Source organism: Streptomyces sp. NPDC004629 (genome assembly GCF_042873595.1).
Taxonomy (GTDB): Bacteria; Actinomycetota; Actinomycetes; order Streptomycetales; family Streptomycetaceae; genus Streptomyces.
The window spans coordinates 183,881-210,444 of record NZ_JBIALO010000013.1; the positions used below are offsets into that span (position 1 = coordinate 183,881).

The 26,564-nt window shown below is 71.2% G+C and carries 25 protein-coding genes, 1 pseudogene and 1 riboswitch; of the genes and pseudogenes, 11 read left to right on the top strand and 15 right to left on the bottom strand.

Translation table 11 applies throughout. From position 1 onward, the window contains the following. Positions 1–40: 40 nt before the first annotated feature. A pseudogene (locus ACFYTE_RS21725) lies at positions 41–505 on the top strand (TIGR03086 family protein); the annotation flags it as partial. Here the strand turns inward: ACFYTE_RS21725 and ACFYTE_RS21730 are convergent. Beyond that, complete coding sequence (locus ACFYTE_RS21730) at positions 492–1,352, bottom strand: thioesterase family protein (RefSeq protein ID WP_388712683.1); 861 nt, start codon at positions 1,350–1,352, stop codon at positions 492–494. The pseudogene ACFYTE_RS21725 and the gene ACFYTE_RS21730 sit on opposite strands and share 14 nt — an antisense overlap. A 156-nt stretch (positions 1,353–1,508) precedes the next feature. On the opposite strand from ACFYTE_RS21730, the gene ACFYTE_RS21735 reads away from it, so the two are divergent. Beyond that, entirely contained in the window at positions 1,509–2,735 is a 1,227-nt protein-coding gene (locus tag ACFYTE_RS21735; protein WP_388712686.1) for an alpha/beta hydrolase, read from the top strand. On the opposite strand, the gene ACFYTE_RS21740 is transcribed toward ACFYTE_RS21735, so the two are convergent. The 9 genes from ACFYTE_RS21740 to ACFYTE_RS21780 form a co-directional block, all read right to left on the bottom strand. Next, entirely contained in the window at positions 2,644–3,300 is a 657-nt protein-coding gene (locus ACFYTE_RS21740; protein ID WP_388712689.1) for a trimeric intracellular cation channel family protein, read from the bottom strand. The two genes, ACFYTE_RS21735 and ACFYTE_RS21740, sit on opposite strands and share 92 nt — an antisense overlap. Positions 3,301–3,446: 146 nt before the next feature. After that, positions 3,447–4,973 carry an ABC transporter ATP-binding protein gene (locus ACFYTE_RS21745; RefSeq protein WP_388712692.1) on the bottom strand — a complete coding sequence of 509 codons (1,527 nt, stop codon included), beginning with the start codon at positions 4,971–4,973 and terminating at the stop codon, positions 3,447–3,449. Positions 4,974–4,996: 23 nt separating this feature from the next. Beyond that, a complete protein-coding gene (locus ACFYTE_RS21750; RefSeq protein ID WP_388712695.1) occupies positions 4,997–6,091 on the bottom strand; it encodes an ABC transporter ATP-binding protein in 1,095 nt (364 codons plus the stop codon). Then, positions 6,088–7,086, bottom strand: coding sequence for an ABC transporter permease (locus ACFYTE_RS21755; RefSeq protein ID WP_388712698.1), 999 nt, complete (start codon positions 7,084–7,086; stop codon positions 6,088–6,090). Before ACFYTE_RS21755 ends, ACFYTE_RS21750 begins: the two co-directional genes overlap by 4 nt. Before the next feature lie 141 nt (positions 7,087–7,227). Further along, positions 7,228–9,024: an ABC transporter substrate-binding protein gene (locus ACFYTE_RS21760; RefSeq protein WP_388712701.1), complete on the bottom strand. Its 1,797-nt coding sequence runs from the start codon at positions 9,022–9,024 to the stop codon at positions 7,228–7,230. A gap of 73 nt (positions 9,025–9,097) precedes the next feature. Then, complete coding sequence (locus ACFYTE_RS21765) at positions 9,098–10,105, bottom strand: ABC transporter permease (RefSeq protein WP_388712704.1); 1,008 nt, start codon at positions 10,103–10,105, stop codon at positions 9,098–9,100. 327 nt (positions 10,106–10,432) lie between these two features. After that, positions 10,433–11,221, bottom strand: a complete 789-nt coding sequence (locus ACFYTE_RS21770; protein WP_388712707.1) for an enhanced serine sensitivity protein SseB C-terminal domain-containing protein — start codon at positions 11,219–11,221, stop codon at positions 10,433–10,435. Positions 11,222–11,451: 230 nt separating this feature from the next. Next, positions 11,452–12,213: an enhanced serine sensitivity protein SseB gene (locus ACFYTE_RS21775; protein WP_388712710.1), complete on the bottom strand. Its 762-nt coding sequence runs from the start codon at positions 12,211–12,213 to the stop codon at positions 11,452–11,454. A gap of 65 nt (positions 12,214–12,278) precedes the next feature. Next, positions 12,279–12,947 carry an AAA family ATPase gene (locus ACFYTE_RS21780; RefSeq protein WP_388712713.1) on the bottom strand — a complete coding sequence of 223 codons (669 nt, stop codon included), beginning with the start codon at positions 12,945–12,947 and terminating at the stop codon, positions 12,279–12,281. Positions 12,948–13,122: 175 nt separating this feature from the next. Next, a riboswitch (glycine riboswitch) is annotated at positions 13,123–13,220 on the top strand. A 148-nt stretch (positions 13,221–13,368) separates the two neighbouring features. Here ACFYTE_RS21780 and gcvT point away from each other — a divergent pair. From gcvT to ACFYTE_RS21810, 6 genes are all read left to right on the top strand, one after another. Then, positions 13,369–14,496: a glycine cleavage system aminomethyltransferase GcvT gene (gene gcvT / locus ACFYTE_RS21785; RefSeq protein ID WP_388712716.1), complete on the top strand. Its 1,128-nt coding sequence runs from the start codon at positions 13,369–13,371 to the stop codon at positions 14,494–14,496. 127 nt (positions 14,497–14,623) lie between these two features. Continuing rightward, positions 14,624–15,001, top strand: coding sequence for a glycine cleavage system protein GcvH (gcvH, locus tag ACFYTE_RS21790; protein WP_388712718.1), 378 nt, complete (start codon positions 14,624–14,626; stop codon positions 14,999–15,001). Between the two features lie 15 nt (positions 15,002–15,016). Beyond that, positions 15,017–16,279: a serine hydroxymethyltransferase gene (gene glyA / locus ACFYTE_RS21795; protein ID WP_388712721.1), complete on the top strand. Its 1,263-nt coding sequence runs from the start codon at positions 15,017–15,019 to the stop codon at positions 16,277–16,279. A gap of 80 nt (positions 16,280–16,359) precedes the next feature. Beyond that, positions 16,360–17,727 (top strand): L-serine ammonia-lyase, encoded by a 1,368-nt coding sequence (locus tag ACFYTE_RS21800; protein WP_388712724.1) that lies wholly within the window; start codon positions 16,360–16,362, stop codon positions 17,725–17,727. Positions 17,728–17,898: 171 nt separating this feature from the next. Further along, entirely contained in the window at positions 17,899–18,981 is a 1,083-nt protein-coding gene (locus ACFYTE_RS21805; protein ID WP_388712727.1) for an endonuclease/exonuclease/phosphatase family protein, read from the top strand. 224 nt (positions 18,982–19,205) lie between these two features. Further along, on the top strand, positions 19,206–19,763 hold the full coding sequence (locus ACFYTE_RS21810) for a glycoside hydrolase family 25 protein (RefSeq protein WP_388712730.1): 558 nt from the start codon (positions 19,206–19,208) through the stop codon (positions 19,761–19,763). Positions 19,764–19,808: 45 nt separating this feature from the next. Here the strand turns inward: ACFYTE_RS21810 and ACFYTE_RS21815 are convergent, their stop codons facing one another. Beyond that, on the bottom strand, positions 19,809–20,468 hold the full coding sequence (locus tag ACFYTE_RS21815) for an NADPH-dependent F420 reductase (RefSeq protein ID WP_388712733.1): 660 nt from the start codon (positions 20,466–20,468) through the stop codon (positions 19,809–19,811). A 125-nt stretch (positions 20,469–20,593) separates the two neighbouring features. Beyond that, positions 20,594–21,274 (bottom strand): FadR/GntR family transcriptional regulator, encoded by a 681-nt coding sequence (locus ACFYTE_RS21820; protein ID WP_388712736.1) that lies wholly within the window; start codon positions 21,272–21,274, stop codon positions 20,594–20,596. A 232-nt stretch (positions 21,275–21,506) separates the two neighbouring features. On the opposite strand from ACFYTE_RS21820, the gene ACFYTE_RS21825 reads away from it, so the two are divergent. Next, entirely contained in the window at positions 21,507–23,210 is a 1,704-nt protein-coding gene (locus tag ACFYTE_RS21825; protein WP_388712739.1) for a 2-isopropylmalate synthase, read from the top strand. Next, complete coding sequence (locus tag ACFYTE_RS21830; protein ID WP_388712742.1) at positions 23,201–23,992, top strand: ABC transporter ATP-binding protein; 792 nt, start codon at positions 23,201–23,203, stop codon at positions 23,990–23,992. Before ACFYTE_RS21825 ends, ACFYTE_RS21830 begins: the two co-directional genes overlap by 10 nt. Before the next feature lie 42 nt (positions 23,993–24,034). Here ACFYTE_RS21830 and ACFYTE_RS21835 read toward each other — a convergent pair whose 3' ends face one another. Continuing rightward, positions 24,035–24,247: an EF-hand domain-containing protein gene (locus ACFYTE_RS21835; RefSeq protein WP_388712745.1), complete on the bottom strand. Its 213-nt coding sequence runs from the start codon at positions 24,245–24,247 to the stop codon at positions 24,035–24,037. A gap of 60 nt (positions 24,248–24,307) precedes the next feature. Then, positions 24,308–25,252 (bottom strand): MerR family transcriptional regulator, encoded by a 945-nt coding sequence (locus tag ACFYTE_RS21840; protein ID WP_388712747.1) that lies wholly within the window; start codon positions 25,250–25,252, stop codon positions 24,308–24,310. Between the two features lie 58 nt (positions 25,253–25,310). Between ACFYTE_RS21840 and ACFYTE_RS21845 the strand changes: the two genes are divergently transcribed. Next, complete coding sequence (locus tag ACFYTE_RS21845; protein ID WP_388712750.1) at positions 25,311–25,979, top strand: GNAT family N-acetyltransferase; 669 nt, start codon at positions 25,311–25,313, stop codon at positions 25,977–25,979. On the opposite strand, the gene ACFYTE_RS21850 is transcribed toward ACFYTE_RS21845, so the two are convergent. Beyond that, positions 25,933–26,541: an ADP-ribosyltransferase gene (locus ACFYTE_RS21850; RefSeq protein ID WP_388712753.1), complete on the bottom strand. Its 609-nt coding sequence runs from the start codon at positions 26,539–26,541 to the stop codon at positions 25,933–25,935. The two genes, ACFYTE_RS21845 and ACFYTE_RS21850, sit on opposite strands and share 47 nt — an antisense overlap. Between the last annotated feature and the right edge of the window lie 23 nt (positions 26,542–26,564).

The following is a 26,564-nucleotide window of genomic DNA, read 5'->3' on the forward strand; positions in this document are numbered from 1 at the left end:
ACCGGGCCCCCGGCGTCGAAGCCGGCCGCGCTCCACGCCCCCAAGGCCCCGGCCCCCGAAGTCAGCCGCTCGTCGCGCCGCTCCCCCAGGCCCGGAGCAGCCGGCCGGTCCGACGCCGTGCGCCGAATTCGACGTGCGCACGCTGCTGAGCCATATCGTCGGCGGCGCCCGGCACAACACGGTGAAGACACAGGAGAGCGACGAGCGGATGGCGGCACCGGTGCGGGTGCCGTGGGGCGAGGTTCCGGGTCGGGCCGCGCTCGCCGGCTATATGAGGGAGATCGTGACGCACACCCGGGATCTCTCCGAGGCCCTTGGGTATCCGCCTGAACTCGCCCCGGATCTTGCCTAGTTCGCGCTGGCGAACGCCCGGCGGGTGCTGCCGGAGTCCCGGCCGCGGGGCGCCGAGACCCCCTTCGACGCCGCCGTCGCGGCGCCCGAAGGGGCCGATGCCTACGGCCGGTTGGCGGCCTGGCCGGGGCGCAGGCCGCTCAGCCGAGCCTGACCCGGGCCAGTTGCCGGGACTGGGCGACCAGCCGGTCCGCGCCGTCCCAGACCTCGGCGTCCTCCTCCAGGAAGCCGCCGGCCAGATTGCGGGTGGTGATCGACACCCGCAGCGGGCCGGGCGCCGGACGGTGCCGCACATGCACGGTCAGCTCGACCGTGGGGACCCAGCCGGACAGGCCCAGTTCGAAGGCGGTGGGCGGCAGGGAGTCGACCGCGAGCAGCAGCGCGAGGGGGTCGGCGTCCCGGCCGTCCGCGAGGCCGAACCAGGAGCGCATCTCTCCCTTGCCGGAGGGTGTGCCGAGCGCCCAGCCGAGGGTGGCGGGGTCGAGCTTCAGCGTCAGCCGGTCGGCGAGGGCCGAGCCGACGTCCACCGGGTTCGGGCCGTCCTGGGGGCCGAAGCACCGGTCCATGGGCGGGAGCGCGGGCGGCGTCGCGGTCGTACGGACGTCGTCCGGGAGCGCGTCGAGGTCGCCGTAGGAGGCGAGGACGCGGATGCGCTCGACCTCGTCGCCGTGTTCGTCGCGCTGGTAGAGGGAGGCCTGGCCGGTGGAGAGGGTGCGGCCGGTGCGCACGGTCTCGGTGCGGACGACGGCCGGGCCGGGCCGGGAGACGGTCAGGTAGTGTGCGGAGACCGTGAACGGGTCGGGATGCGGAAGGGTGTCCGCGAGGGCCCGGCCGAGAACGGCCAGCAGATAGCCGCCGTTGACCGCGTTGGCGATCGTCCAGCCGGCGTGCAGGTCAATGTCGTAGACGCCGGGCGCGCGCCGGGTGACGGCGGTGTCGCGGTCGAACTCGCTGTCGCCGGGCACGGCCCGCCGGTCCGCTGCGGTGGCTTGTTCTGGCATGCGTGAACCGTACAACGGATAACTACTAAGCGGTAGCTTCGGGCGCGCTGGTCTGATCACATGACGATTCGTCCGCCGGGTGAGGTTCCGGCAATTTCTCGGTAAGTGTCCGGACACGTCCGTAACCCCGCGCCGGTCTTTCCCCTCTATGGGGGCATGAGCCTCACCGGGACCGCGTTCCTCTACACGACCTTCGTGCTGTGCGTCGTCGCCCTCGTCCTGCCGCTCGTCCTGTGGTCGCGGATACGGGGGCCGAGGGCCCTGCGCGGCGTCGCCCGGACGCTGATGCTGCTGTTCGCCCAGGGCACCGCCGTGACCCTGGTCTTCGTCCTGGTCAACAACTCCAACAACCTGTACGACAACTGGTCCGACCTGCTCGGCACCGGCAACCATGTCCAGCAGGCCGCGAACCTGGGCCGGGACGGCACCGGCGGGCTCGCGCTCCAGCGGCTGCCCAAGGTGAAGCAGGCGTTCCAGGCGGCCGACGGCCCCGGCATGCGCGCGGCCGGCGGGGTCCGCGTGACCCAGCTACGGGGCCGGGTGTCCGGGGTGAACGCGGAGGTCTACGTCTGGCTCCCGCCGCAGTACGGCCAACCCGCCTACCGGCACCGGAAGTTCCCCGTGGTGGAACTGCTGCCCGGCTACCCCGGCTCGGCGAAGGCGTGGTTCGGCTCGCTGAAGGCGCACGAGCAGGTGCTGCCGCTGATGGAGAGCGGCCGGGTCGCGCCGTTCATCCTGGTGGCGCCCCGCACCAACCTGCTGGCCGGGGTGGACACGGGATGCGCGAACATCCCCGGCACGGTGAACGCCGACAGCTGGCTGAGCATCGACGTGCCCAAGATGGTCACGGACAACTTCCGCGCGGAGACCGGGCCGGCCGGCTGGGCGGTCGCCGGGTACTCGGCGGGCGCGCACTGCGCGGTCAAGCTGGCCGTGGCCCACCCCGACCGCTACCGCGCCGCGGTGAGCCTGTCCGGCTACAACGACCCCATCGGCGAGCGGAACTCGCTGACGGCGCAGGACCCGGCCGTGCGCGCCCGCAACAACCCCTATCTGCTGCTGAAGAAGGCCCCCGTACCGCCCAGGATCGCGCTCTACGTCTCCGGCGAGTCCGGCGACGGCTACCAGGCCGGCGTGGCCCTGGAGTCGGTGGCCAGGGCGCCGACGGCGGTGCATGTGGTGTTCCTGCCGCGCAGCGCGGGCGGGCACACCCTGGCGCTGTGGCGGCCCCAGGTGCCGGCTGTGTTCCGCTGGCTGACCGTGCAGATGGGCCGGGGCCGGATCGTCGGCGCTACTCCTCCGTCACCGTCGACCGCCGGTTCCACGCGCGCGGCGCTCGCCAGTGGAAACGCATCGCCAGCAGCCGCAGGACGAAGGCGGTGAGCGCCGCGAGCCCACTGGTGAACGGGTTCAGCGCGCCGTAGCGCAGGCACAGCGCCACCAAGGCGGCGCCGACGATCGCCGGGACCGCGTACAGATCGCGGTCCCAGCGCAGCAGGGAGGGCACCTCGTTGGCGAGCACGTCGCGCAGGACGCCGCCGCCGACCGCGGTGGCCAGGCCCAGCGCCGCCGACGCGGTCAGGCCGAGCCCGTAGGCGTACGCCTTCGTCGTCCCCGCCACGCAGAACAGCCCGAGGCCCGCCGCGTCGAAGACGTTGACCGCGACCTGGATGCGCTCCACCTGGGGGTGCAGGAAGATGACCAGCAGGGCGGCGAGCAGCGGCGTGCTGAAGTACCCCAGGTCCGTGAACGCGGCCGGCGGGACGGCGCCGATGACCAGGTCGCGGAACAGCCCGCCGCCGAGCGCGGTGACCTCGGCGAGCACGGCGATGCCGAAGACGTCGAAGTTCTTGCGCACGGCCAGCAGCGCACCGGAGATCGCGAAGACGAAGATGCCGACGAGGTCGAGGGTGTGCTGGACGGACGGGCCGAAGAGTTGCTGGGACACCCGGACATTCTCACCCGCGGTGGAACGCGGGTCCGGCACGGCCGGGCGCGGGACGGTCGCCGCACATGCCGGACGGGAGGGCGCGCCCCGCACACCCTCCCGTCCGGTCCTTCGGCGGCCTCAGCGGGCCGCCTCGCCCGGTGTCCCTATGCGTCCTTCGACCGCGGCGTCTCGTCCGTCGCCGCCTCACCGGCGGCGTCACGAGCGGCCTCCTCGGGCTCGTCGTCAGAGGTCTCCCGGGACTCGCCCGCGGGAGCGTCCGCCGTGGACTCCGCCGCGGTCGACGCGTTGGACGCGGACGCCTCCGCGCTCGCCTCGGCGGGCCGTGCCGCGGTCTTCTCAGCGGTCACCGCGGCACCCTTCTCGGCACTCGCCTCAGCGGGCTCCTCAGCGGTCTTCTCGGTGGTCTTCTCGGTGGTCTTCGCCGCGGGCTCACCGGCAGGTGCTTTCGCGGTCTCCTCGGCGGGCGCGTCCGCGTCCTGCTCCGAGACCGCCGCCGCGACCGCGGCCGACGTCTCCGCCGACTCCTCCAGGATCGCGTCCGGGACGAGTTCCCCGGCCTCCTTCGCCGCGGACAGCAGGACGGTGTCCTGCGGCGCCTGGTCGGCGAAGTTCTCCGGGTGATGGCAGGCGACGCGCTGACCGGGCTGGAGCTCCAGGAGCTGCGGCTCGGTCGTGCGGCAGATCTCCGTGGCCTTCCAGCAGCGGGTGTGGAAGCGGCAGCCGCTCGGCGGGGCGATCGGCGAGGGCACGTCGCCCTTGAGCAGGATGCGCTCGCTCTTGGCGTTCTTCCGCCTCGGGTCCGGGATCGGCACGGCCGACATCAGCGCCTTGGTGTACGGGTGCATCGGCGCCTTGTACAACGATTCGCGGTCGGCCAGCTCCACGATCTTGCCGAGGTACATCACCGCGATCCGGTCCGAGACATGCCGGACGACCGAGAGGTCGTGCGCGATGATCACATAGGTCAGGCCCAGCTCCTGCTGGAGGTCGTCGAGGAGGTTCACGACCTGTGCCTGGATCGACACGTCGAGGGCCGACACCGGCTCGTCCGCCACGACCAGTTTCGGGTTGAGCGCGAGCGCGCGGGCGATGCCGATGCGCTGGCGCTGACCGCCGGAGAACTCGTGCGGATAGCGGTTGTAGTGCTCGGGGTTGAGGCCCACGACCGACAGCAGCCGCTGCACTTCCTTCTTGATGCCGCCCTCGGGCATCACCCCCTGGAGCTTGAAGGGAGCGCCGATGATGGTGCCGATGGTGTGCCGCGGGTTCAGCGACGAGTACGGGTCCTGGAAGATCATCTGCACATCGCGGCGCAGCGGACGCATGCCGCCGACGCCGAGGTGCGTGATGTCCTTCCCCTCGAACTCGACCTTCCCGGCGGTCGGTTCGAGCAGCCGGGTGATCAGCCGGCCCATCGTGGACTTGCCGCAGCCCGACTCGCCCACCACGCCGAGGGTTTCGCCGGAGCGCACCTCGAAGTCGAGGCCGTCGACCGCCCGCACCGAACCGGCCTGCCGCTGCAGCAGGCCCTTCCTGATCGGGAAGTACTTCTGCAGCCCGGTCACCTTCAGCAGGACCTCGCCGGGTGCGGCGTCCTTGTCCAGGGTGGCCGTCCCCGCGGTCTGCGCCCTGGCGTCGTCGGCGTCGTCGCTCTGTGCAGGGATGCTCACTGCGTTGTCCTCTGCGTTCTCACTCACAGCTTCGGCGCAATCTCTTCGGTCCAGATACGCTCCCGCTGCTCCTGCGACATATGGCAGGCGGCCCAGTGCCGACTGCCGACCTCGGTCAGCTCGGGGCGGACCGTGCGGGTGACGTTGTCCTTCGGTACGTCGGCGTACGGGCAGCGCGGGTTGAAGGCGCAGCCGGACGGGACGTTGATCAGGGAGGGCGGGGAGCCCTTGACCGGGATCAGCCGCTCCTGCTGCTCGCGGTCGAGGCGCGGCATCGAACCCAGCAGGCCCCAGGTGTAGGGGTGGCGGGGCTCGTAGAAGACCTTCTCGGCCGGGCCACGCTCGACGCATCGGCCGCCGTACATCACCAGGATGTCGTCGGCCAGTTCGGCGACGACGCCCAGGTCGTGGGTGATGATGACGACCGCGGAGCCGAACTCCTTCTGCAGGTCCCGGATCAGGTCCAGGATCTGCGCCTGGACCGTCACGTCCAGGGCGGTGGTCGGCTCGTCCGCGATCAGCAGCTCGGGGTTGTTGACCAGCGACATCGCGATCATCGCGCGCTGGCGCATACCGCCGGAGAACTCGTGCGGGTAGCTGTCGACCCGCTTGTCGGGCTGCGGGATGCCCACCCGGTCGAGCATCTCGACCGCACGCCGCTTGGCGGTCTTCTTGTCGACGTCGTGGTGGATCCGGTACGCCTCCACGATCTGCTGGCCGATCGTGTAGTACGGATGCAGCGCGGACAGCGGGTCCTGGAAGATCATCGCCATCTGCCGGCCGCGCAGCTTGCGGACGTGGTCGGGGTCCGCGGACAGCAGTTCGGTGCCGTCCAGCCAGATCTCGCCGGAGATCTGCGCCTTGCGCTTGCCGTACTGGCCGGCCGTGTGCAGGCCCATGATGCCGAGCGAGGTCACCGACTTGCCGGAGCCCGACTCGCCCACGATCCCGAGGGTCTTGCCCTTCTCCAGCTTGAAGCTGAGTCCGTCGACGGACTTGACCAGGCCGTCGTCGGTCGGGAAGTGCACCTTCAGGTCGCGCACTTCGAGGAAGGCGGTGCTGGGCGAGGCGGCGGTGGGCTCGCCCACGGCCGCTCCGCTCTTGCTGAGTTCGGTCATGCGAGCCTCACTCGGGGGTCGATCACGGCGTAGAGGATGTCCACGACCAGGTTGGCGATGAGCACGGCGAGCGAGGTGATCAGGACCACGCCCAGGATGATGGGCAGGTCCTGGGTCTTGATCGCGTTCAGCACGGCCTGGCCGAGACCGGGCAGGTTGAACGTGGTCTCGGTGAGGACCGCGCCGCCGATCAGGGCCCCGAGGTCCATGCCGAGCATGGTCAGGATCGGCGTCATCGTGGAGCGCATGGCGTGCTTGCCGATGACGGTCTGCTCCCGCAGCCCCTTGGCACGGGCGGTGCGGATGTAGTCCTCGCCGAGGATCTCCAGCATGGTGGCCCGGGTGATCCGGGCGTACATCGCCGCGTAGAGGAACGCGAGACTGACCCAGGGCAGGATCATGCCGCCGAGCCAGCCGGTGAAGCTGTCCGCGAGCGGGACGTACTGCGCGTCGATCCAGCCGAGTCCATAGGAGAAGATCGCCAGGGCGAGCAGACCGGTGAAGTAGATGGGGAGCGAGACACCCGCCAGCGCGACGACCATCGCGCCGCGGTCCCAGATGCTGCCCCGCTTGAGCGCGGAGAGGACACCGGCCGCGACGCCGAAGATCAGCCACAGGACGGCAGCGCCGAGCGCGAGACCCAGGGTCACCGGGAAGCGGTCGGTGAGCACCGGCCAGATGGCCTGCTCGCTGCGGAAGGAGTAGCCGAAGCACGGCGCGGCGCAGTGGGTGACGTCACCGCCGGCCGCGTAGGTGCGGCCCGCGAAGATGCCCTTGAAGAACTCCCAGACCTGGGCGTAGATCGGGTCGTTCAGGCCCAGCTTCACCCGTACGGCCTCGACGGCCGCGGGATCGGCCTGCTTGCCCACGAAGCTCGTGGCGATGTCGACGCCCGCCCACTTGGGGACGAGGAAGAAGATGCCGAAGACCACCATGATGATGACCACGAGCATCACTGCGGCGGCGAACAACCGCCTGATGAGGTAAGCGAGCACAGCTCTCGGCCCGCCGCGGGCCGCGGGCCACCGGTAGGGGTGCCTCCCACGCCTTGTGGGCGGTGGGGGACCTCCGGTGGCCCGCGATCACGCGTCGCCGGCCTTCACCTGCCTTTCGTGCCGTACGGCGGGTGTGCCGGGTTACTTCGGGTTCTTCAGGCCGATGTTGACGAAGTCGTAGAAGCCGCTGTAGCCGTCGGACGTGTAGACGTTCGCCAGGTTGCTGGAGCGCCAGTTGATGAACTTCTCGAACACGAAGGGCAGGTAGTAGCCGCCCTCCATGACCTTGTGGTTGATCTCCGTGGCGATCTTGGCCTTGCCCGCGTCGTCCAGCGTGTTGACGTAGTCGTCGAACAGGCCGTCGATCGCCTTGTCCTTGATCAGAGCGTAGTTGTTGTTACCGCTCTCCAGGATGTACTTGCTGTCCCACAGCGGCAGACCGTAGCCCTGGACGGACGGGAAGTCCGGGCCCCAGCCCATGATGATGATGCCGTAGCCCTTCTTCTTCACGTTCGAAGGGCTGCCGATGATGCCGGTGGTCTGCGAACCGTCGTACTGGTCGATCTCGACGTCGATGCCGATCTTCTTCAGCGACGCCTGGAGCGACTGGGCGGTGGCCACCTCGACCGGCTTGTTGTTGCGGACGGCGATGGTGGTCTTGAAGCCGTTCGGCTTGCCGCAGGCCTTCAGCTCTTCCTTGGCCTTGGTGGCGTTGCCGTTCTTGTCGGCGCCGGCCAGCTCGTACGGGTCGTAGCTCTGGCCCTCGGAGCCGGGCACCGCCGGAGGCAGCATGTTGGTGCCGATGTCACCACCGGCGAGCGGGCCGCCCCGGGCGGTCTGCAGCGACACGTGGTCGGCGCCGTAGATGACGGCCTTGCGGCAGTGGATGTTGTCGAACGGCTTCACGCTCTGCGGGAAGACCGCGTAACGGATGTAGCCGGTGACCGGGTTGTCCAGGTTGGCCTTGTGCTGCTTCAGGGCGATGGTGCGGCCCTGCGGGGACATGCCGGTCTGGTTGAGGTCCAGGTCCAGGTCACCGTTGATCAGGCGCTGGTCGAGGTCGTTGGCGTTGGTGAAGAACTTGACCGTGATCTTGTCCGGGTACGCCTTGCGGACCGGGTCCGAGGCCTGCTTCCACTCGGTGTTGCGGACCAGGGTGAGGTCCTTGCCCGGGTTGTAGGACTCGAACTTGTACGGGCCCGAGGAGAACGGGCGTAGCTGGTACTTGGACTTGGTGTCCTTGTCCTGACGGACCGGGGAGCCGGAGGTCAGGGCCAGCATTTCCTCGAAGTCCGAGTTGGCCTTCGGCAGGTGGAAGACGATGGTCTTGTCGTCCGGCGTCTCGATCGCCTTCAGGCCGAGCTTGTCCGCGGACTTGTCCTTGTACGGACCCTGGTACTCACCCTTGGGGTCGAGCACCTCCTTCAGGTACGTCGGACCGCCGGAGAGCACGTCCTGTGCCCACACCCGCTCGATGCCGTACTTGACGTCCTTCGAGGTGATCGGCTTGCCGTCTTCCCACGTGATGCCGTCGCGCAGGGTGTACGTGTAGGTCTTGCCGTCGTCGCTGACCTTGGCCACACTCGTCGCGAGGTCCGGCACCACAGCGGCGCCTTCCTTGCCCGGGGCCGGCTTGTTGGTGACGAGCTGACGGCTGTAGTAGCGCGAGAAGTCCCACATGAAGCCGTAGTAACCGCGGGTGGTGTCCCACGAGTCGGCGTCCTGGGCACCGCCGAACCTCAGCGTGCCACCCTTCTTGGCCAGCGAGGCCTGGGCGACCTTGTTGTTCGCGGCGTCGAAGCCCGCGGCGCCGTTCTTCGAGCCCTTGTCGCCACTGTCGTCGCCGCCGCCGCACGCTGCCGTGGTCAGCAGCGCGGCGACCACGGCGGCAGCGGCCATGGCCTGCTTGCGCCGCCCTGAGGTGCGTTGGGTAGTCACGATCTCGGATCCTCCGGATGGATTTGATGAGAGATCCCGTGTATGAGCCACGGGTCGCTTGGGGTACGGCAGTTCAGCGGGAGCCCTTCGGGTCCAGCGCGTCGCGCACGCCGTCGCCGAAGAGGTTGAAGGCAAGAACGGTGATGAAGATCGCCACGCCCGGGACCACCATGTACATGGGATCCGAGTCGTAGTAGTCGATCGCGCTCGAAAGCATCTGCCCCCAGGAGGCCGTGGGCGGCTTGACGCCCACGCCCAGGAAGCTGAGTGCCGCCTCGGTGAGGATGTTGGTGGGGATCATCATCGTCGTGTAGACGATGACCGGCGCGACGAGGTTGGGCAGCAGTTCCTTGAAGAGGATGTACAGCCGCCCGGCGCCCAGCGATCGGGCGGCCTCGACGTACTCCCGCTCACGCAGGGACAGCGTCTGGCCGCGCACCACGCGTCCGATGTAGGGCCAGCCGAAGAAGCCGATGACCAGGATCATCACGAACACGCGCACGCTCGTACCGGTCAGCCCCAGCATGTCGCTCGGCATGACGGAGACGAGGGCGATGATGAAGAGCAGCTGCGGGAAGGCCAGCAGGCCGTCCATGACCCGGCTGATGACGGAGTCGACCCAGCCGCCGAAGAAGCCCGCGAGGATCCCCAGGACGGTGCCCAGGATCACGGCCACGACCGCGGACAGGAAGCCGACCAGCAGCGAGATACGGGCGCCGTAGAGGATGCGCGCGAAGATGTCGCGGCCGTTGACCGGCTCGACGCCCAGCAGGTGGTCCGCGCTGATGCCGCCCAGCGAGCCGGTGGGAGTGCCGAACAGCGGGTCGATCAGATCCTCGTGGTAGACGTCGGGGTCCTGCCCGACGAGGCTCGTGATCACCGGCGCCAGCAGGGCGATCACGATGAGCGCCAGGACCACGATGCCGCCCGTGAGGGCGAGCCTGTCCCGCTTGAGGCGTTCCCAGGCGATCCGCCCCAAAGAGCGTCCCTGGACGGCCTTGGCGCCGGCGCTGACAACCGCCGCTTCCTCGGCCGGGCTCGGGGCCGCTTCCGCGGTCGGCTCGTGCAATGGTGCCGTCATCTGGCAGGGACCCCTCTCAACCGGCGGTAGCCGGCCCGCACTTGCCGCTGTGGCGGCATGATCAGTCCGTCGTACAAAGGGGCGACAGGCCCCTGCTGCGGGAGTCTTCAACGCTTGGGCGATCTGCTGCCAGACTTGGCGGCGAATGGATGCGCAAACGTGATGCTGTCTGGAGGGTTCCGTTATCCGGACAGTGGGTAACGGGGTTCGGACGCGGAGGAGTTGGACCAACGGGACGGAGTCGGACTTTCCAGCCCGCTCTACACGCGAAGACCCATCGCTGTCACTCCGTCACCCGGCTCACCATCCGCCCGCGACGGCATCGCGTCAGTACCTGCCCTGAACCGGGGGATAGCCGTACCCGGCGGCCGGGGCGGGCGGTTGGGCGGCGTGCGCGTCACGGTCGTAGAAGGGGCGGGTGCCGGCCCGCATCCACATGACGACCGGGTCGTACTCGTCGGTCATCGCGACGGTCGCGACCGGCAGCCCGTCCGGGACGGCGCCCATCGACTGCTGCATCATCGCGCGCACCGAGTCCACCGCGGGCGGCGAAGTGTCGTACACATCAAGGCCGATGGCGAGGTACGGCGCCCCGAGGGCGGGTTGTACCCAGGCCCGGCGCAGCGAGCGGACGGCCGCAGTGCGGTGGGCGTTCTGCGCGAGCAGGGCGTAGAACTGCGGGATCTCGATGCCGGGTTCCGACAGTCTGAGCGGGCCGGCCGGCTGACGGTCCAGGCCCGTGGCGATGCGCCGCAGATCGAGCCAGGGGACGCCGACGCCGCCGCCCGGCGCGTGCGGGTTGAGCCAGAGCCCGTAGTGGTCGGGGTAGAGGGTGCGGGCGACGTCGACCCCGTCGACCACCTCGTACGAGCGGTTCCAGCCACTCGCGGAGAGTTCCTGGGCGGAGGTGACGCAGGGGACGTAGCCGTGACCGTCGATCTCCATGGTCCCGTACTGGGCGTCGGGCGAGCCGGACTGACCGTGCCACAGCAGCATCCAGACCTGGCCGGAGCCGGGGGTCGCGAGCGCGCGCAGCAGCGCCTCATAGGCGTCGTAGCGCCCGGGCGTGACCTGGCGCAGCGTGTGCTCGACGCTGCCGCTGAGGCTCGCGCTCACCTGACTTACCGCCTCTTCTTCGAGTACCCCGAATTCCCCCACAGCTTAAGCGCCCCACCCCCCACCCCACCCCGCCCATCAGGCCGGCGCCCCAAAGGGGCGCGGGGAACGGCGCGACCAGCCACAACGGCGCCGCAGCCGAACGACGACGCCCGGCAACGTCCCGCGCCCAGCCACCAACGGCGCCGCAGACGAAACGACCGCGTCGAAACGGCCCACCCAGCGGAGCGCTACCGTTCGTAGAACGGCCGTACATTCGTCCGAAGCCACTCCCCCACCGGGTCCTCGGCGACGTCCAGCAGGACCAGGTTGACCGGCCACCGCACCGGGGCCTTCGCGAGGGCCCGGCCCAGTGCCTCCAGCGGCAGCGCGCGCAGATCGCCTTCCCACTGGGTGAGTTCGACCCCCACGAACAGCACCGGCTCCGCCGTCTCGATGGCCGCGAGGCACCGGCGGGCCGTGCGGATGACGCCGATCGCGGTGAACTCGGCGGAGGCGGCGGACAGGAAGTCGACCGGGTCGTCCTGCCAGTCGGGCTCGAACAGCCGGACCCGGCCGCCGCCCGCCGGGCCGTCCAGCTCGGTGCGGCCGGCCCGGCACAGTTCGGCCACCGCGTCCGGCGGGAGCGGGGCACCGACCACGCCGCCCGGGTTGACCGCGATGCCGACCTGCGGGGGCAGACCGCGGGCGAACTCCACGGCGGGGGCGATGGTGTACGACATGTGGGAGCCGACGACCTGGCGGAACTGCTCCTCGGAGGTGAAGACCGGCACATGGACCTGCCCGTCGATGTCCACGGTGGGCAGGTCCAGGGGGCCGCTGTGCGGGCCGCCGCCGCTCGGCAGCGGGATCCACAGGAAGCTGCGGCCGAGGACCTCGATGATCCGGCCGCCGGCCGACGGGACGCCGAGCGAGGCCGAGAGCACCTCCTCCAGCTCGTTGCCGGGCCATCCGCCGTGCGGGTGGGGGTGCGCCTGTGCCGGGAAGTCCATCTGTCTACCGCCTGCTGGGAACCGCTGCTGTGGCTGAAAAGGCTAACGGGTGGCGGCGACGACCTTCACCGTGCGAAGCCGATCCGGTGCAGCAGGTCCGCCGCGTCCCGGTCGAGGAGCACCGCGGAGCCGCAGCCCTCGGGCAGTTCTCCCCGCTCCACGGCGCGCAGCAGCCGGGCCGCCGACCTGCGGTGACGCAGGAAGGCGTGGCGGGAGACGCCCCGGCCGCGCTCGCGCTGCCCGTCGAGCGCCGTCGTGGGCGGCACATCGAGCAGGATCAGGTGCAGGGTGCCGCCGCGGCGGCGGGCCTCGCGGGCCAGCCAGCCGCGCACCCAGGACTGGGTGCCGCAGTCGTGCACCACGACGCCCTCGCCGGTGCGCAGGGCGCGGCGCAGCGCGGCGTAGTGGGCGAGGCGTACCAGCGGGCGGTACAGCGCGTAGGGCAGCAGGCGCGGGACGCGGGCGTCCCAGCGGTCCCGGGTGTCCTGGGAGTCGATGCGGATGCCGTCGACCGCGCGGTCCATCAGGGTCGACTTGCCGCTGCCGGGCAGGCCGGTGACCACGGCCAGGTCGTGGCGGCCGAAGACGAGCGCGTGCGGGCTGCGGCCGGCCCGCTCGCGCAGGTCGCGGACCACCGGGGCCGGGCGGTCCGCGCAGTGCTCGGCGGCGGGGGCACCCGGCTGCCCGGGTAGTGCAAGGCCCGTGGTCGTGGCGTACGCCGTGGTCCTGTTCACCGTGATCGTCCTCCCCTTGGGTCCGGACATCCCATCCCCGTCGAGTGTAAAGAGAAGGTAATGCGTGGAGTCTCACGGTGTCGTGCGCGTTCTGCCACAGCACGGTTACGGATCCGGCCTGCCGTGCGGCGGCGATGCGTGCAATGATGAGCCCGCCAACTGCATACCGGCCGCTTGAATCCGCGCGGGAGAGTTCCCAGCAGCTCCGCTGGGACGCCGAAGGAGCAAGTCCCTCCCTTGAATCTCTCAGGCCCCCGTTACCGCGCGGGCGAGGCACATCTGAAAAGCGGGCCGCTGTCCAGTGGCTCCACCCAAGGTGCAAGCCGTGACCACGCAGGTGGTCAGGGCGAACCTCTCAGGTTCCGATGACAGATGGGGAGGATCCACCTCGCCTTCCCCACGCCCTGGGAGACATCCGCCGATGAGCAGTACCGAACACTCGACACCGCGGCATACCGCGCTGGACGCGCTGCACCGTTCGCTCGGTGCGACGATGACCGACTTCGCCGGCTGGGACATGCCCCTGCGCTACGGCTCCGAGCGCGACGAGCACACGGCCGTACGCACGAGGGCCGGCCTCTTCGACCTCTCCCACATGGGGGAGATCGCGGTGGCCGGGCCCGAGGCCGCCGCCCTGCTGAACTTCGCCCTGGTCGGGAACATCGCCTCGGTCGGAGTCGGCCGCGCCCGCTACACCATGATCTGCCGGGCCGACGGCGGCATCCTGGACGACCTGATCGTCTACCGGCTCGCCGAGCACGAGTTCCTGGTCGTCGCGAACGCCGCCAACGCACAGGTGGTGCTCGACGCGCTGGTGGAGCGCGGCGCCGGCTTCGACGCGGAGGTCCGCGACGACCGCGACGCCTACGCGCTGATCGCCGTCCAGGGCCCCGAGTCCCCCGGCATCCTGGCCTCCCTCACGGACGCCGATCTGCCGGGCCTGAAGTACTACGCGGGCCTGCCCGGCACCGTCGCCGGCGTGCCCGCGCTGATCGCCCGTACCGGCTACACCGGCGAGGACGGCTTCGAGTTGTTCGTGAAGCCGGAGCACGCCGTGGAGCTGTGGCAGGCGCTGACCAAGGCCGGCGAGGGCGCCGGCCTGGTCCCGTGCGGCCTGTCCTGCCGGGACACGCTGCGCCTGGAGGCGGGCATGCCGCTGTACGGGCATGAGCTGTCGACCTCGCTCACCCCCTTCGACGCCGGGCTCGGCCGGGTGGTGAAGTTCGAGAAGGAGGGCGACTTCGTCGGGCGCGAGGCGCTGCTGGCGGCGTCCGCCCGCGCTGCGCAGAATCCGCCGCGCGTGCTGGTCGGCCTGGTCGCCGAGGGCCGCCGGGTGCCGCGCGCCGGGTACCCGGTCGTCGCGGGCGGCGAGGTGATCGGCGAGGTGACCTCCGGCGCCCCCTCGCCCACGCTGGGCCGGCCCATCGCGATGGCGTACGTCGACGCGGCGCACGCGGCGCCCGGCACGGCGGGCGTCGGCGTGGACATCCGGGGCACCCACGAGCCGTACGAGGTCGTGGCGCTGCCCTTCTACCGGCGGCAGAAGTAGAGACTGAACCCACAGGGCGGGCCGCGGCCCCCGCCCCGCTGTGATGCCGGGCACACCACCCCGCTCACCTGCGCCTTCCGCCCTCCCCCGTCATCAGCACTCCCTCGCGTACAGGAGAATTCAGGTCATGAGCAACCCCCAGCAGCTGCGCTACAGCAAGGAACACGAGTGGCTGTCGGCCGCCGAGGACGGCGTCTCGACGGTCGGCATCACGGAGTTCGCGGCCAACGCGCTCGGCGATGTCGTCTACGCCCAGCTCCCGGAGGTCGGCTCCACCGTGACCGCGGGCGAGTCCTGCGGTGAGCTGGAGTCGACCAAGTCGGTGTCCGACCTGTACTCCCCCGTGACCGGTGAGGTCACCGCCGTCAACGAGGACGTCGTGGACGACCCCTCACTGGTCAACTCGGCCCCCTTCGAGGGCGGCTGGCTGTTCAAGGTGCGCGTCGCCGAGGAGCCGGCCGATCTGCTCTCGGCCGACGAGTACGTCGCCTTCACCGCCGGCTGAGGAGTCGAGGACCATATGTCGCTGATGAACACCCCGCTGCACGAGCTGGACCCGGACGTGGCCGCCGCGGTCGACGCCGAACTGCACCGCCAGCAGTCCACCCTGGAGATGATCGCCTCCGAGAACTTCGCGCCCATCGCGGTCATGGAGGCGCAGGGCTCGGTCCTCACCAACAAGTACGCCGAGGGCTACCCGGGCCGCCGCTACTACGGCGGCTGCGAGCACGTCGACGTGACCGAGCAGATCGCCATCGACCGGGTCAAGGAGCTGTTCGGCGCCGAGTACGCCAATGTGCAGCCCCACTCGGGCGCCTCCGCCAACCAGGCCGCGCTGTTCGCGCTGGCCCAGCCCGGCGACACCATCCTCGGTCTTGACCTGGCGCACGGCGGCCACCTGACCCACGGCATGCGGCTGAACTTCTCCGGCAAGCAGTTCGACGTGGTCGCCTACCACGTCGACGAGACCGGTCTTGTCGACATGGCCGAGGTCGAGCGGCTGGCCAAGGAGCACCGCCCGAAGGTGATCATCGCGGGCTGGTCGGCCTACCCGCGGCAGCTGGACTTCGCGGAGTTCCGCCGGATCGCCGACGAGGTGGAGGCGTATCTGTGGGTCGACATGGCCCACTTCGCGGGTCTGGTCGCCGCCGGTCTGCACCCGAACCCGGTGGAGTACGCCGACGTCGTCACCTCCACCACCCACAAGACGCTGGGCGGCCCGCGCGGCGGCATCATCCTCGCGAAGAAGGACTTCGCGAAGAAGCTGAACTCGTCCGTGTTCCCCGGCTTCCAGGGCGGCCCCCTTGAGCATGTGATCGCCGCCAAGGCGGTCTCGTTCAAGGTCGCGGCCTCTGCGGAGTTCGCGGAGCGCCAGCGCCGTACGGTCGAGGGCGCCCGGATCCTCGCCGAGCGGCTGACCGCGCCGGACGTCCGCGAGGCCGGTGTGCGCGTGCTGTCCGGCGGTACCGACGTGCATCTGGTCCTGGTGGACCTGCGCGCCTCCGAGCTGGACGGGCAGCAGGCCGAGGACCGGCTGCACGAGGTCGGCATCACCGTCAACCGCAACGCCGTCCCGGACGACCCGCGCCCGCCGATGGTCACATCGGGTCTGCGCATCGGCACGCCCGCGCTCGCCACCCGCGGCTTCTCGGCCGAGGACTTCGCCGAGGTCGCGGACGTCATCGCCGAGGCGCTGAAGCCGTCGTACGACGCGTCCGCCCTGGCGGCACGGGTGCGGACGCTGGCCGCCGAGCACCCGCTCTACCCCGGCCTGGGCAAGTAGCACCCGCCGTACGGGGTGCCGCGCACGCGCGTCCCTGAGCGCGGCACCCCGTCCCGCACCACCCGCATGGAGGAGTCACCGTGGCCATCTCGGTGTTCGACCTGTTCTCGATCGGCATCGGCCCGTCCAGCTCCCATACGGTCGGCCCGATGCGCGCGGCACGCATGTTCGCCGGCCGGCTGCGCAACGAGGGCCTGCTCGGCTCCGTGGCGTCGGTCCGTGCCGAGCTGTACGGCTCGCTCGGCGCGACGGGACACGGCCACGGCACGCCGAAGGCCGTGCTGCTCGGCCTGGAGGGCGCCTCGCCCCGGACGGTGGACGTGGAGGGCGCCGACCAGCGGGTGGCGGGCATCCGGGAGTCGGGCCGGCTGCGGCTGCTCGGCGAACACGAGATCGCGTTCGACGCCGACGCGGACCTGGTGCTGCACCGCCGCAAGGCGCTGCCGTACCACGCCAACGGCATGACCCTGTGGGCGTACGACGCCGAGGGCGCCGCCGTGCTGAGCAAGACGTACTACTCGGTCGGCGGCGGCTTCGTCGTCGACGAGGACGCGGTCGGCGCGGACCGGATCAAGCTGGACGACACGGTGCTCAAGTACCCCTTCCGCACGGGCGACGAGCTGCTGCGCCTGACCCGTGAGACCGGCCTGTCGATCTCCTCGCTGATGCTGGAGAACGAGCGCGCCTGGCGCACCGAGGAGGAGATCCGCGCGGGCCTGCTGGAGATCTGGCGGGTGATGCGGGAGTGCGTGGCCCGTGGCCTGTCCCGGGAGGGCATCCTGCCGGGCGGCCTGAAGGTGCGGCGCAGGGCCGCCGTGTCGGCCCGCCAGCTGCGCGCCGAGGGCGATCCGCTGGCGCACGCGATGGAGTGGATCACGCTGTACGCGATGGCGGTGAACGAGGAGAACGCGGCCGGCGGGCGGGTGGTGACCGCCCCGACGAACGGCGCGGCCGGCATCATCCCGGCGGTCCTGCACTACTACCTCGACTTCGTGCCCGGCGCCGACGAGGACGGCGTGGTCCGTTTCCTGCTCGCGGCCGGCGCGATCGGCATGCTGTTCAAGGAGAACGCGTCCATCTCCGGCGCCGAGGTCGGCTGCCAGGGCGAGGTCGGCTCCGCCTGCTCCATGGCGGCGGGCGCCCTCGCGGAGGTGCTGGGCGGCAGCCCCGAACAGGTCGAGAACGCCGCGGAGATCGGCATGGAGCACAATCTCGGCCTCACCTGCGACCCGGTCGGCGGTCTGGTCCAGATCCCCTGCATCGAGCGCAACGGCATGGCCGCCGTCAAGGCCGTCACCGCCGCCCGCATGTCGATGCGCGGCGACGGCCGCCACCACGTCTCCCTCGACAAGGTCATCAAGACCATGAAGGACACGGGCGCGGACATGTCGGTCAAGTACAAGGAGACCGCGCGGGGCGGTCTCGCGGTGAACATCATCGAGTGCTAGGGGCACAGGGCACTTACCTGGTCCGCTGAGGGGGCGCTCAGGGGCGGGCCACAAGACACACGGGAGTTCTACCCGCGTTCACTCGCGGGACGTGAGCCCCGTCGACACTGCCATCGGCCGAGGCGAACGTGCCCGTGCCGTTTAGGTACCACAGCCAAGTGGAGGTCTTGGATGGACAGGCGTCGTGCTCTGATCGGGATAGTCGGGGCGGCCGCGGCGGCAGGATCGGCGGGTGCTGGTTCCGCGCAGGCCGCAGAGCGAAGGCATCGACGGCACCGCACCCTGAAGGTGCTGCAGTTCAACATCTGGATGGGCGGCAGCCAGGTCCCCGGCGGCCGTGCGGGGATCGCGGACACCATCGCCGCGACCCGGCCCGATGTGGTGATGCTCAGCGAATCGGATCCGAAGCGCGTCGCCAACCTTCTGTCCGATCTCGCCGAGCGCGGTCTGACCTACCACGACAACAAGAACCCGTCCGACCCGGGCGTGATCTCCCGCTACCCGATCATCGATCAGGCATCCTTCCCCTACTGGTCCAAGGCGGTCATCTCGGTCGACGGGACCGAAGTGGCAGCGTACTCCGGGCACTTGGAGTACCGCTACTACGTCAACTACCTGCCGCGCGGGTACGGCGGCGGCACCCCGGCGCCGCTGGAGACCTCTGAGTACGGCTGGGGCGAGATCCCCGGCGGGCCGATCACCGACGTCGACCTGATCATGCGACTCAACGAGGCGTCCGGCCGTACGCAGGTGACCAGGACCATGCTCGCGGATGCGGCGCGGGAGCGCGCCAAGGGCCGGCTCGTCTTCGTGGCCGGCGACCTCAACGAACCCTCGCACCGCGACTGGACCCGTCGGACACGGAACCTGTTCGACCACAACGGCACCGTGGTCGAGTGGTCGACCACCAAGGCGATCGAGGACGCCGGGTTCCGCGACAGCTACCGCGTCGCCCACCCCGACCCGGTCCGCACCCCCGGCTTCACCTGGCCCAGCGACAACCCCGGGGCCAAGACGGAGTCGCTGACCTGGGCCCCGAAGGCGGATGAACGCGACCGCATCGACTTTGTCTTCTACCACCCCGACCAGCGCCTCAGGCTTCTCGACAGCGTGATCGTCGGCCCGTCGACCACGATCGTGCGCAACGAGCGGGTCGAAGAGTCAGGCAACGACCGGTTCTGGAAGCCGACCTGGACCTGGCCGACCGACCATAAGGCAGTGCTCAGTACGTTCCGCGTGACAACAGGACGCTGACCGCCCCGGGCTGACCGGCAGAGACTTCCGGTCAGCCCGATCCTGAGGCCGTGCGCCCGCCGGACACACCGGGGTGTCGGTTCGTTGTACCACCGGCGGTTTCGGGGACGGGCGTTGCGGGGTGCTGCGTCATCAGTCCTTTGTGCGCGGGGGTGGCGAGGTCAGGCAGGGGGCATACAGGAGTCAACTCCTGTCACCCCACTGACGTCTGAGGGAGTCCCCGCATGCTGCACGGCATCGATGTGAGTGCGTATCAGTCCTCGTCCTATGACACGGACGGCGTCTCCTTCGTCTTCATCAAGGCGACGGAGGGGCGTTCGTACGTCAACCCGAAACTCAGTGCCCAGACCGGGCGGGCCCGTGACGCGGGGCTCGTCGTCGGCTTCTATCACTTCCTGTGGCCCGGCAACATCGGCGCCCAGGCCGAGTACTTCGTCCGGCACGCCCCGGAGATGGCGGGCGACATCCTCGCCGTCGACTGGGAGTCGACGAGCGAGGGGACGCACGCGAGCAACGCCGAGAAGGACCTGTTCATCCGGAAGGTGAAGGACCTGCGGCCGAGCCACCAGGTCGTGCTGTACGCCAACCGTCACTTCTGGCTGAACATCGACACCACCTCGTACGCGGGCGACGGTCTGTGGATCGCCGACTATGTGAGCGCGGGTGAGCCCCGCATCAAGGCGAAGTGGCGCTTCCACCAGTACACCAGCGAACCGCTCGACAAGAACGTGGCGGACTTCGCGGACAAGGCCGCCCTGCGGGCCTGGGCCGGGAACGGCTGACCGGCGAAGGTCCGCCACGTCGGGAAGCGCTCGTGCTCGGTGCGCCTAGGCGCGGAAGTCCGAGGGCCGCTGCGGTGACGCCTCGGCGAGGGCCTTGCGTACCGCCTCGGCGCCCGCCCGCAGCCCGAACACCGGGGTGCCCGGCTGCTGCCGCCAGGACTCGTCGATGCCGCCCGCGTCCACCGTGTCGAAGCCGAGTTCGTCGATCAGGTCGCGCACGGCCCGCTTGGCGGCCTCGTCGTCGCCGGCCACCGGGAGCGCCATGCGGCCGGGGTCGCCGGCCGGGTGGTGGCGGTCCAGGATGTCCTGGGCGTAGGTGCCGTTGAATGCCTTGATCACCGGGTGGCCGATCTGCCGCTCGGTCCAGCGGCTCTCGGTGATCCCGTCGTCCTCGATGCCCGCGATCCGGCCGTCCCGCTGCGGATAGTAGTTGCCCGTGTCGATCACGGCGACGCCCTCGGCCGCCCCGTCGAGCAGTCCGGACGGCAGGTCCGGGACCGCCCGCACCGGGACGGTGACCACGACGACCTGCGCACCGCGGGCCGCCTCCGCGGCCGCGACGGGCGTCGCGCCCGTCTCCCGGGCCAGCTCGGTGAGGGTGTGCGGGCCGCGGGAGTTGGCGACGGACACGTCGTGGCCGAGGGCGGTGAGCCGTCGGGTGAGGTTGCCGCCGATGTTGCCCGCGCCGATGATGCCGATCTTCATGACAGACCCTCCAGGATCGATGCATGCGCATGCGTTGTCGTGCATCAACCCGGGTGCTCCGCGGACTATTCCGGACCGCGCGGCAACCGGACGAACCCGGTCGGCAGTGCTCGTGATCGATGCGCTCAGGGCCCGCCGAACGGGTCCTCCAGGTCCGCTCGCAGGACGTTCGCCGCGGTCTCGGCATCCCCGTCGGCGATCGCGCGGGCCAGGGCCGCGTGGGCGTCGTCGGCGGTGTTCGGGTCCTGCATGCGCTGACCGGTCAGCGCCAGCAGGTCGACCAGGCCCTCCCGCAGCACGGGGGTGAACTCGGCGAACAGATCGGCGAGCACGGGGTTGTGCGCGGCGTCGACCACGGCCGTGTGGAAGGCGATGTCGGCGTCGACGAACGCCCGGTCGTCCGCCGTGGCGGCGGCCCGGCGGCCGTCGAGCGCGGCCCCGATCGCCGCGACGTCCTCGGGGGTGCGCCGGGTGGCGGCCAGCCGGGCCGCGTGCACCTCGACGGCCATCCGGACCTCGTAGACGTCGGTCACCGCGGCCCGGCGCAGCCGCGTCGGCCAGTCCTCGACGGGCCGCGTCGCGACGACGAACACGCCCGCGCCCTGCCGGGGCCGCACCAGCCCGGCCCCGGTGAGCGCGCGCAGCGCCTCACGGACGGTGGAGCGGCCCACGCCGAGTTCCCTGGCGAGGGTGGTCTCACCGGGCAGCCGGGTGCCGACGGGCCAGTGACCGGCGGCGATCTGCTCACGCAGGCGGGCGGCGGCCTGTTCGACCAGCGGGCTCGGGCGGACGGGACCTAGGGCCATGGAGTGTCACCAACTCGTCGGGGGCAGGGAGCCCGCAGCCGTGGGGCGTCGGGGCGCACTGAAGATTCTCACTTGTCTGAGGACCTGAGGAGTGGCTAGCGTATCCCGCATGACGCTTCGCGGTCTGCTTCTCCTCGGCTGCCGCGGCGGGGCCTGACGCGACCGGCACCCCGCCGCGGGGCCGCCGTGCCGCCGGTCACCGTGCGACCGAGCCGAAGGGCACCACCCGACGATGACCACCGTCCTGACTCCCGGCTGGAATCCCCAGCGCCCCAGCCCCATGCCGTACCACCGCTATCGGCCCTACGACCGGCGCGTGCACGTCCCGGCCGGCGACCGGTCCTGGCCCTCCGCGCGCCTGACCGAGGCGCCGCTGTGGGTTCCCGTCGACCTGCGCGACGGCAATCAGGCGCTGGCCGAGCCGATGGACACGCCCCGCAAGCGCCGCTTCTTCGACCTGCTGGTCCGGCTCGGCTTCAAGGAGATCGAGGTCGGCTACCCGTCGGCGAGCCGCACCGACTTCGACTTCGTACGGCACCTGGTGACCTCCGGGGCGGTCCCCGACGACGTCACCCCGGTCGTCTTCACCCCGGCCAGAGCGGACCTGATCGACCGCACCTTCGAGGCGATCGAGGGGATGCCGAGGGCCGTGGTCCACCTGTACATCGCGACGTCGCCGGTGTGGCGCGAGGTGGTGCTGCGCCGGGACCGGGCCGGGGTGCGGCGGACCGTGCGGGAGGCGGCCGGGCACATGGCGCGCCGGGCCGCGGACAGGGCCGGCGTCCGCTTCCAGTTCTCCCCGGAGACCTTCAACCTCACCGAGCCCGACTTCGTCCTCGAACTGTGCGACGCACTGACCGAGTTGTGGGACGCGAGCCCCGACCGCCCGGTCACCCACAACCTGCCCGCCACGGTGGAGATCGCCACCCCGAACGTCTACGCCGACCAGATCGAGTACGTCCACCGCCAGTTGTCCCGCCGGGACTCGGTGATCCTCTCCGTGCACCCGCACAACGACCGCGGCACCGGTGTCGCCTGCGCCGAACTGGCCATGCTGGCGGGCGCCCAGCGCGTGGAGGGCTGTCTGTTCGGCAACGGCGAACGCACCGGTAACGTCGACCTGGTGACCCTCGCGCTGAACCTCTACGCCCAAGGCGTCGACCCGATGGTCGACTTCGGCGACATCGACGCGGTACGGGAGACGGTCGAGCACTGCAACCGGCTGCCCGTGCACCCCCGCCACCCGTACGCGGGCGAGCTGGTGCACACCGCCTTCTCCGGCACCCATCAGGACGCGATCAGCAAGGGCCTGGCCCGGCACGCCCGCCGGGCGGCCGAGTCGGGGGTACCGGAGCGGCAGGCGCCCTGGTCGGTGCCGTATCTGCCGGTGGACCCGGCCGACCTGGGCCGCTCCTACGAGGCGGTGATCCGCGTCAACTCGCAGTCCGGGAAGGGCGGTTCGGCCTACCTGTTGCGCACGCAGCACGGCGTCGACCTGCCGGAGCGGATGCGGCCCGAGTTCGCGGGCCTCGTCCAGGAGGTGGCGGACGCCGACGGGCGGGAGGTCACACCGAAGGAGTTGTACGACCTCTTCCGCACCGCCTACCTGGACGACGGCCCGCTGCGGCTGGACTCCTGGTCGAGCCACCAGGAGGCGCCGGGCAGCGACCGGTTCGTCTGCGCCCTGCGCACCGGCGAGGACGGCACCGCCGAGCACACCGGCACCGGCGCCGGCCCGCTGGCCGCGTTCGCCGACGCGCTGGCGGGCGCCGGATACCCCGTCGAGATCCTGGAGACCACCGCGAGCGGGCCGTTCGCCTTCGCGGAGTGCCGGGTGGCCGGCCGGACGGTATGGGGCGCGGGACAGGCCGACTCGGCGCCGGCCGCCGCCGTGCTCGCGGTGCTGTCCGCGGTGAACCGGGCGGTGTGCCGGTGATCGTCCTGCGTGCGGAGGACGTGCAGGTCGTGCGCGACGGCCGGCCGATCCTCCAGGAGGTCTCGCTGACCGTGCGGGCGGGCGAGCACTGGGCGCTGCTCGGCGCCAACGGTGCCGGCAAGTCCACCCTGCTCGGCCTGCTCGGCGCCCTCACCCACCCGACGCGCGGCACGGTGGAGGTGCTCGGCCGGCGCCTCGGCCGGGTCGACGTGCGGGAGCTGCGGTCGTACGTGGGACACGTCGATCCCCGCCATCCGCTCACCGAGCCGCTGACCGTGCGCGGTGTGGTGCTGACCGGGCTCACCAACTCGGTCGCCCCGCTGCCCCGGTGGCGGCCGACGCCGCAGCAGGAGGCGAGGGCGGACCGGCTCATCGAGACGCTGGGGCTGGCCGAGCGCCGCGAGGCCCGCTGGCCCACGCTCTCCCAGGGGCAGCGCGGCCGGACCCTGATCGCGCGGGCGCTGATGCCCGAGCCGCGGCTGCTGCTCCTGGACGAGCCGGCCACCGGCCTCGACCTGCCGGGCCGGGAACAGCTGCTCGGCGCGCTGGACGCGCTGCGCCGGGAGCATCCGCGGCTGGCGACGGTGCTGGTCACCCACCATCTGGAGGAGCTGCCGGCCGGGACCACGCACGCCCTGCTGCTGCGCGACGGGCGCAGTCTGGCCCAGGGCCCGGCCGAGGACGTGCTCACCGGCGACCGGCTCGGCAAGTGCTTCGACCTGCCGCTGGTCCTGGAACGCCACGGCGGCCGCTGGAACGTGCGCGTCGAGCGCCCGGCATGACAGCGGGGGGCGCCCGGCCGGGCGCCCCCCGCTCCGTTCATGTCACTTGCCCAGGTAGGCCCAGAACTCGTCGAACGACAGCACCTTGTCGCCGTTGAGGTCGCGGGTCTTGATGACGGCCTCGGCCACCGCCTCGGTGACGTTCCAGTCGCCCCCCTGGGCCAGGGCGGTCTTGAACTCGGCGGCGGTGATGAACCCGTCGCCGTCCGCGTCGATCCGCTCGAAGTGCTTGCGTGCCTCGTCGATGTCCGCCACCGATCCGCCCCTTTTTGTTCGTGTTTCTCGTGCCGTGTCGGCGTAGTGCCGCGGGTCAGATTAACCGCCCGCCCGCGCCCGTAGCGCGGTGACCACCCAGGCGAACTCCTCCTGGTGTCGCGGGGGCTCCTGGTGTCCGGCGACGGCGGCGGCCAGTTCGCGGTAGCGGGCGACCTGGGCGCCGAGGTCGATGCGGCGCAGCACCGCCGCGTGGTCGGCGCCCTCGCCGAGCAGTTCGGTCAGTACGGCGTCGGCCGCCGGGCCCTCGGGCGCAACGCCGCGCGCCCGGGCGGCGCCGACCAGGTCGACCAGTCGCCGGAAGAACCACAGGGACGCGCCGGCCGGGGTGTCCGGGCCGCGGTCGGCCGCGTTGATCTCGATGTTCCGGCGCATCGCGGCCCGGAAGCCGGGGTCCTGGAGCAGTTCGGCCAGCTCCACCCAGGCGTCGACCTGGGCCGGGGTCGGGTCGTCGGGCAGGTTCACCCCGGTGTGCCGCATCCGCTCCCGGATCGCGGGGTCGGCGGTGTCGAGCCCGCGGAAGGTCTCTTCCACGAACTCGTCCACGATCCGCTGCCGTTCGGCGGCCGACAGCCGCGCCAGCTTGTTCATGAGTGTCATCTCCTCTGCGGTCGAGCCGCGTCGGGCCACGGTCGACAGCACCGCGCGGGTCGCCTTCAGCGACCGGATCTGGGCGTCGAGGGCCGCCACATGCGCGGCGGCGACCTCCGCCACCGTCCGCTCGCCGGAGAGCACGTCCCGCACCTGCGCCAGGCCGAGGCCCAGTTCGCGCAGGGTGCGGATCAGCTCCAGGCGGGCCGCGGACGCGGCGTCGTAGAGCCGGTAGCCGCCGGCCGAGCGGGCCACCGGGTCGAGGACGCCCTCGTCGGACCAGTAGCGGATGGTGCGCACGGTCAGTCCGGTGGCCCTGGCCAGCTCGCCGATGGTGAACAGGCCGCTGCCGTCGTACGGAGGGTCTGGGGGGTGGCCCCGCGGAGGGTGCTGCATGTCTGCGAGTCTGGGCCTTCCAGTGGGTGGAGACTCAAGGAGAACCGGGAGTGCGGGCGTGACGCAGACCCTGCGGGACATTCTCGACGCGGCGGCCCGGGGAGTGTTCCCGCCGGACGACGGCGGCACGACCGTGGTGCCGCAGCACGCGCACCACCACGCGGGTGTGATCGCCTTCACCGCGCGCACGGTGGTGTTCACGGACGAGGACGAGGGGTGGGTACGCGGGGCGCTCGACGCGGTCGACTGCGATCCGCTGGCCGCCGCCGTGCATCCGCGCTTCCTGGCGGACTTCATGGCGCGCACGGGCAGCGCCCACGACACGGTCGACGCGCTGCTGGTCGGCACTCCGCTGCCGGGCGGGCCGCCGCTCGCGCTCCGGGAGGTCACGGACGTGGGTCATCCCCGGGTCGGCTATGCACGCGCGCGCCGCGACGGGGTACGGGCCTGGGCGGCGGACGGCGGGGTGGTGGCGCTGGGCCGCGGGGTGGCCGGGCGGCTGGAGGTGTCGGTGGAGGTGGACGAGGGGGCGCGCCACCGCGGGCTGGGACGGGACCTCGTGGCGGCGGCGCTGCGGCTCGCCGACGAGCCGGTGTGGGCACAGGTGTCGCCGGGGAACGCCCGTAGTCTGCGGGCGTTCCTGGCGGCCGGCTACCGCCCGGTGGCGGCGGAGGCGCTGCTCAGTGCCACGGCTTGTAGTGCGGGTTGCTCCGGCACTCGCTCATGATCTCGGTCTTGGTGGTCTTGTCGACCGGGCAGACGCCGATGACGTACTTCCGCTGGATGCCGCCGGGGAAGGCGACCTCCACCTGGTCGGCCCAGCGGTGGGTGTCGCCGATGGTCTTGTTGACGTCGATGCCGCCGGGGGCGTCGACGTAGTAGTTGTAGCCGGACTTGTACCAGGTCTTGTACAGGTCGTGGTCGTAGGTGGTGGAGACGTACGGTGAGGGCTGGTTGACGAGGACGTACTTCTCGATGTCGTACTGCCCGTTCACCACGTCCTTGGGCCGAAAGCCCTCCTCGAAGACGACGGACGGGGCGCGGCTGTCGCTGCGGTACAGGGTGCCGCACGTGGTGCGCCACGCCGGCGTCGGGGTGATCCGGCCGACGTCGACGCGGCGGTCGGCTGCCGCCTCGATCCGGTCCTCGAACCGGGGGCAGACCGGGGCGGCCTCGGCGGGTGCCCGCACGGGGGCCGAGGCGGCCGGGGCCGCGGCCGTCGTGGCGAGGACGGCCGCGAGACAGAGGGCGGCGGCAGCGGCGCGGCGCCGCGGGCGAGTACTGGTCATGGGGGTGACGATCCCGGTTCCCG

Excerpts from the sequence above, each read along its gene's own strand:
- ACFYTE_RS21730 (WP_388712683.1), bottom strand. The coding sequence starts at position 1,352 with ATGCCAGAACAAGCCACCGCAGCGGACCGGCGGGCCGTGCCCGGCGAC.
- ACFYTE_RS21735 (WP_388712686.1), top strand. The coding sequence starts at position 1,509 with ATGAGCCTCACCGGGACCGCGTTCCTCTACACGACCTTCGTGCTGTGC.
- ACFYTE_RS21750 (WP_388712695.1), bottom strand. The coding sequence starts at position 6,091 with ATGACCGAACTCAGCAAGAGCGGAGCGGCCGTGGGCGAGCCCACCGCC.
- ACFYTE_RS21765 (WP_388712704.1), bottom strand. The coding sequence starts at position 10,105 with ATGACGGCACCATTGCACGAGCCGACCGCGGAAGCGGCCCCGAGCCCG.
- ACFYTE_RS21775 (WP_388712710.1), bottom strand. The coding sequence starts at position 12,213 with ATGGACTTCCCGGCACAGGCGCACCCCCACCCGCACGGCGGATGGCCC.
- gcvT (WP_388712716.1), top strand. The coding sequence starts at position 13,369 with ATGAGCAGTACCGAACACTCGACACCGCGGCATACCGCGCTGGACGCG.
- gcvH (WP_388712718.1), top strand. The coding sequence starts at position 14,624 with ATGAGCAACCCCCAGCAGCTGCGCTACAGCAAGGAACACGAGTGGCTG.
- glyA (WP_388712721.1), top strand. The coding sequence starts at position 15,017 with ATGTCGCTGATGAACACCCCGCTGCACGAGCTGGACCCGGACGTGGCC.
- ACFYTE_RS21805 (WP_388712727.1), top strand. The coding sequence starts at position 17,899 with ATGGACAGGCGTCGTGCTCTGATCGGGATAGTCGGGGCGGCCGCGGCG.
- ACFYTE_RS21810 (WP_388712730.1), top strand. The coding sequence starts at position 19,206 with ATGCTGCACGGCATCGATGTGAGTGCGTATCAGTCCTCGTCCTATGAC.
- ACFYTE_RS21815 (WP_388712733.1), bottom strand. The coding sequence starts at position 20,468 with ATGAAGATCGGCATCATCGGCGCGGGCAACATCGGCGGCAACCTCACC.
- ACFYTE_RS21820 (WP_388712736.1), bottom strand. The coding sequence starts at position 21,274 with ATGGCCCTAGGTCCCGTCCGCCCGAGCCCGCTGGTCGAACAGGCCGCC.
- ACFYTE_RS21825 (WP_388712739.1), top strand. The coding sequence starts at position 21,507 with ATGACCACCGTCCTGACTCCCGGCTGGAATCCCCAGCGCCCCAGCCCC.
- ACFYTE_RS21840 (WP_388712747.1), bottom strand. The coding sequence starts at position 25,252 with ATGCAGCACCCTCCGCGGGGCCACCCCCCAGACCCTCCGTACGACGGC.
- ACFYTE_RS21850 (WP_388712753.1), bottom strand. The coding sequence starts at position 26,541 with ATGACCAGTACTCGCCCGCGGCGCCGCGCCGCTGCCGCCGCCCTCTGT.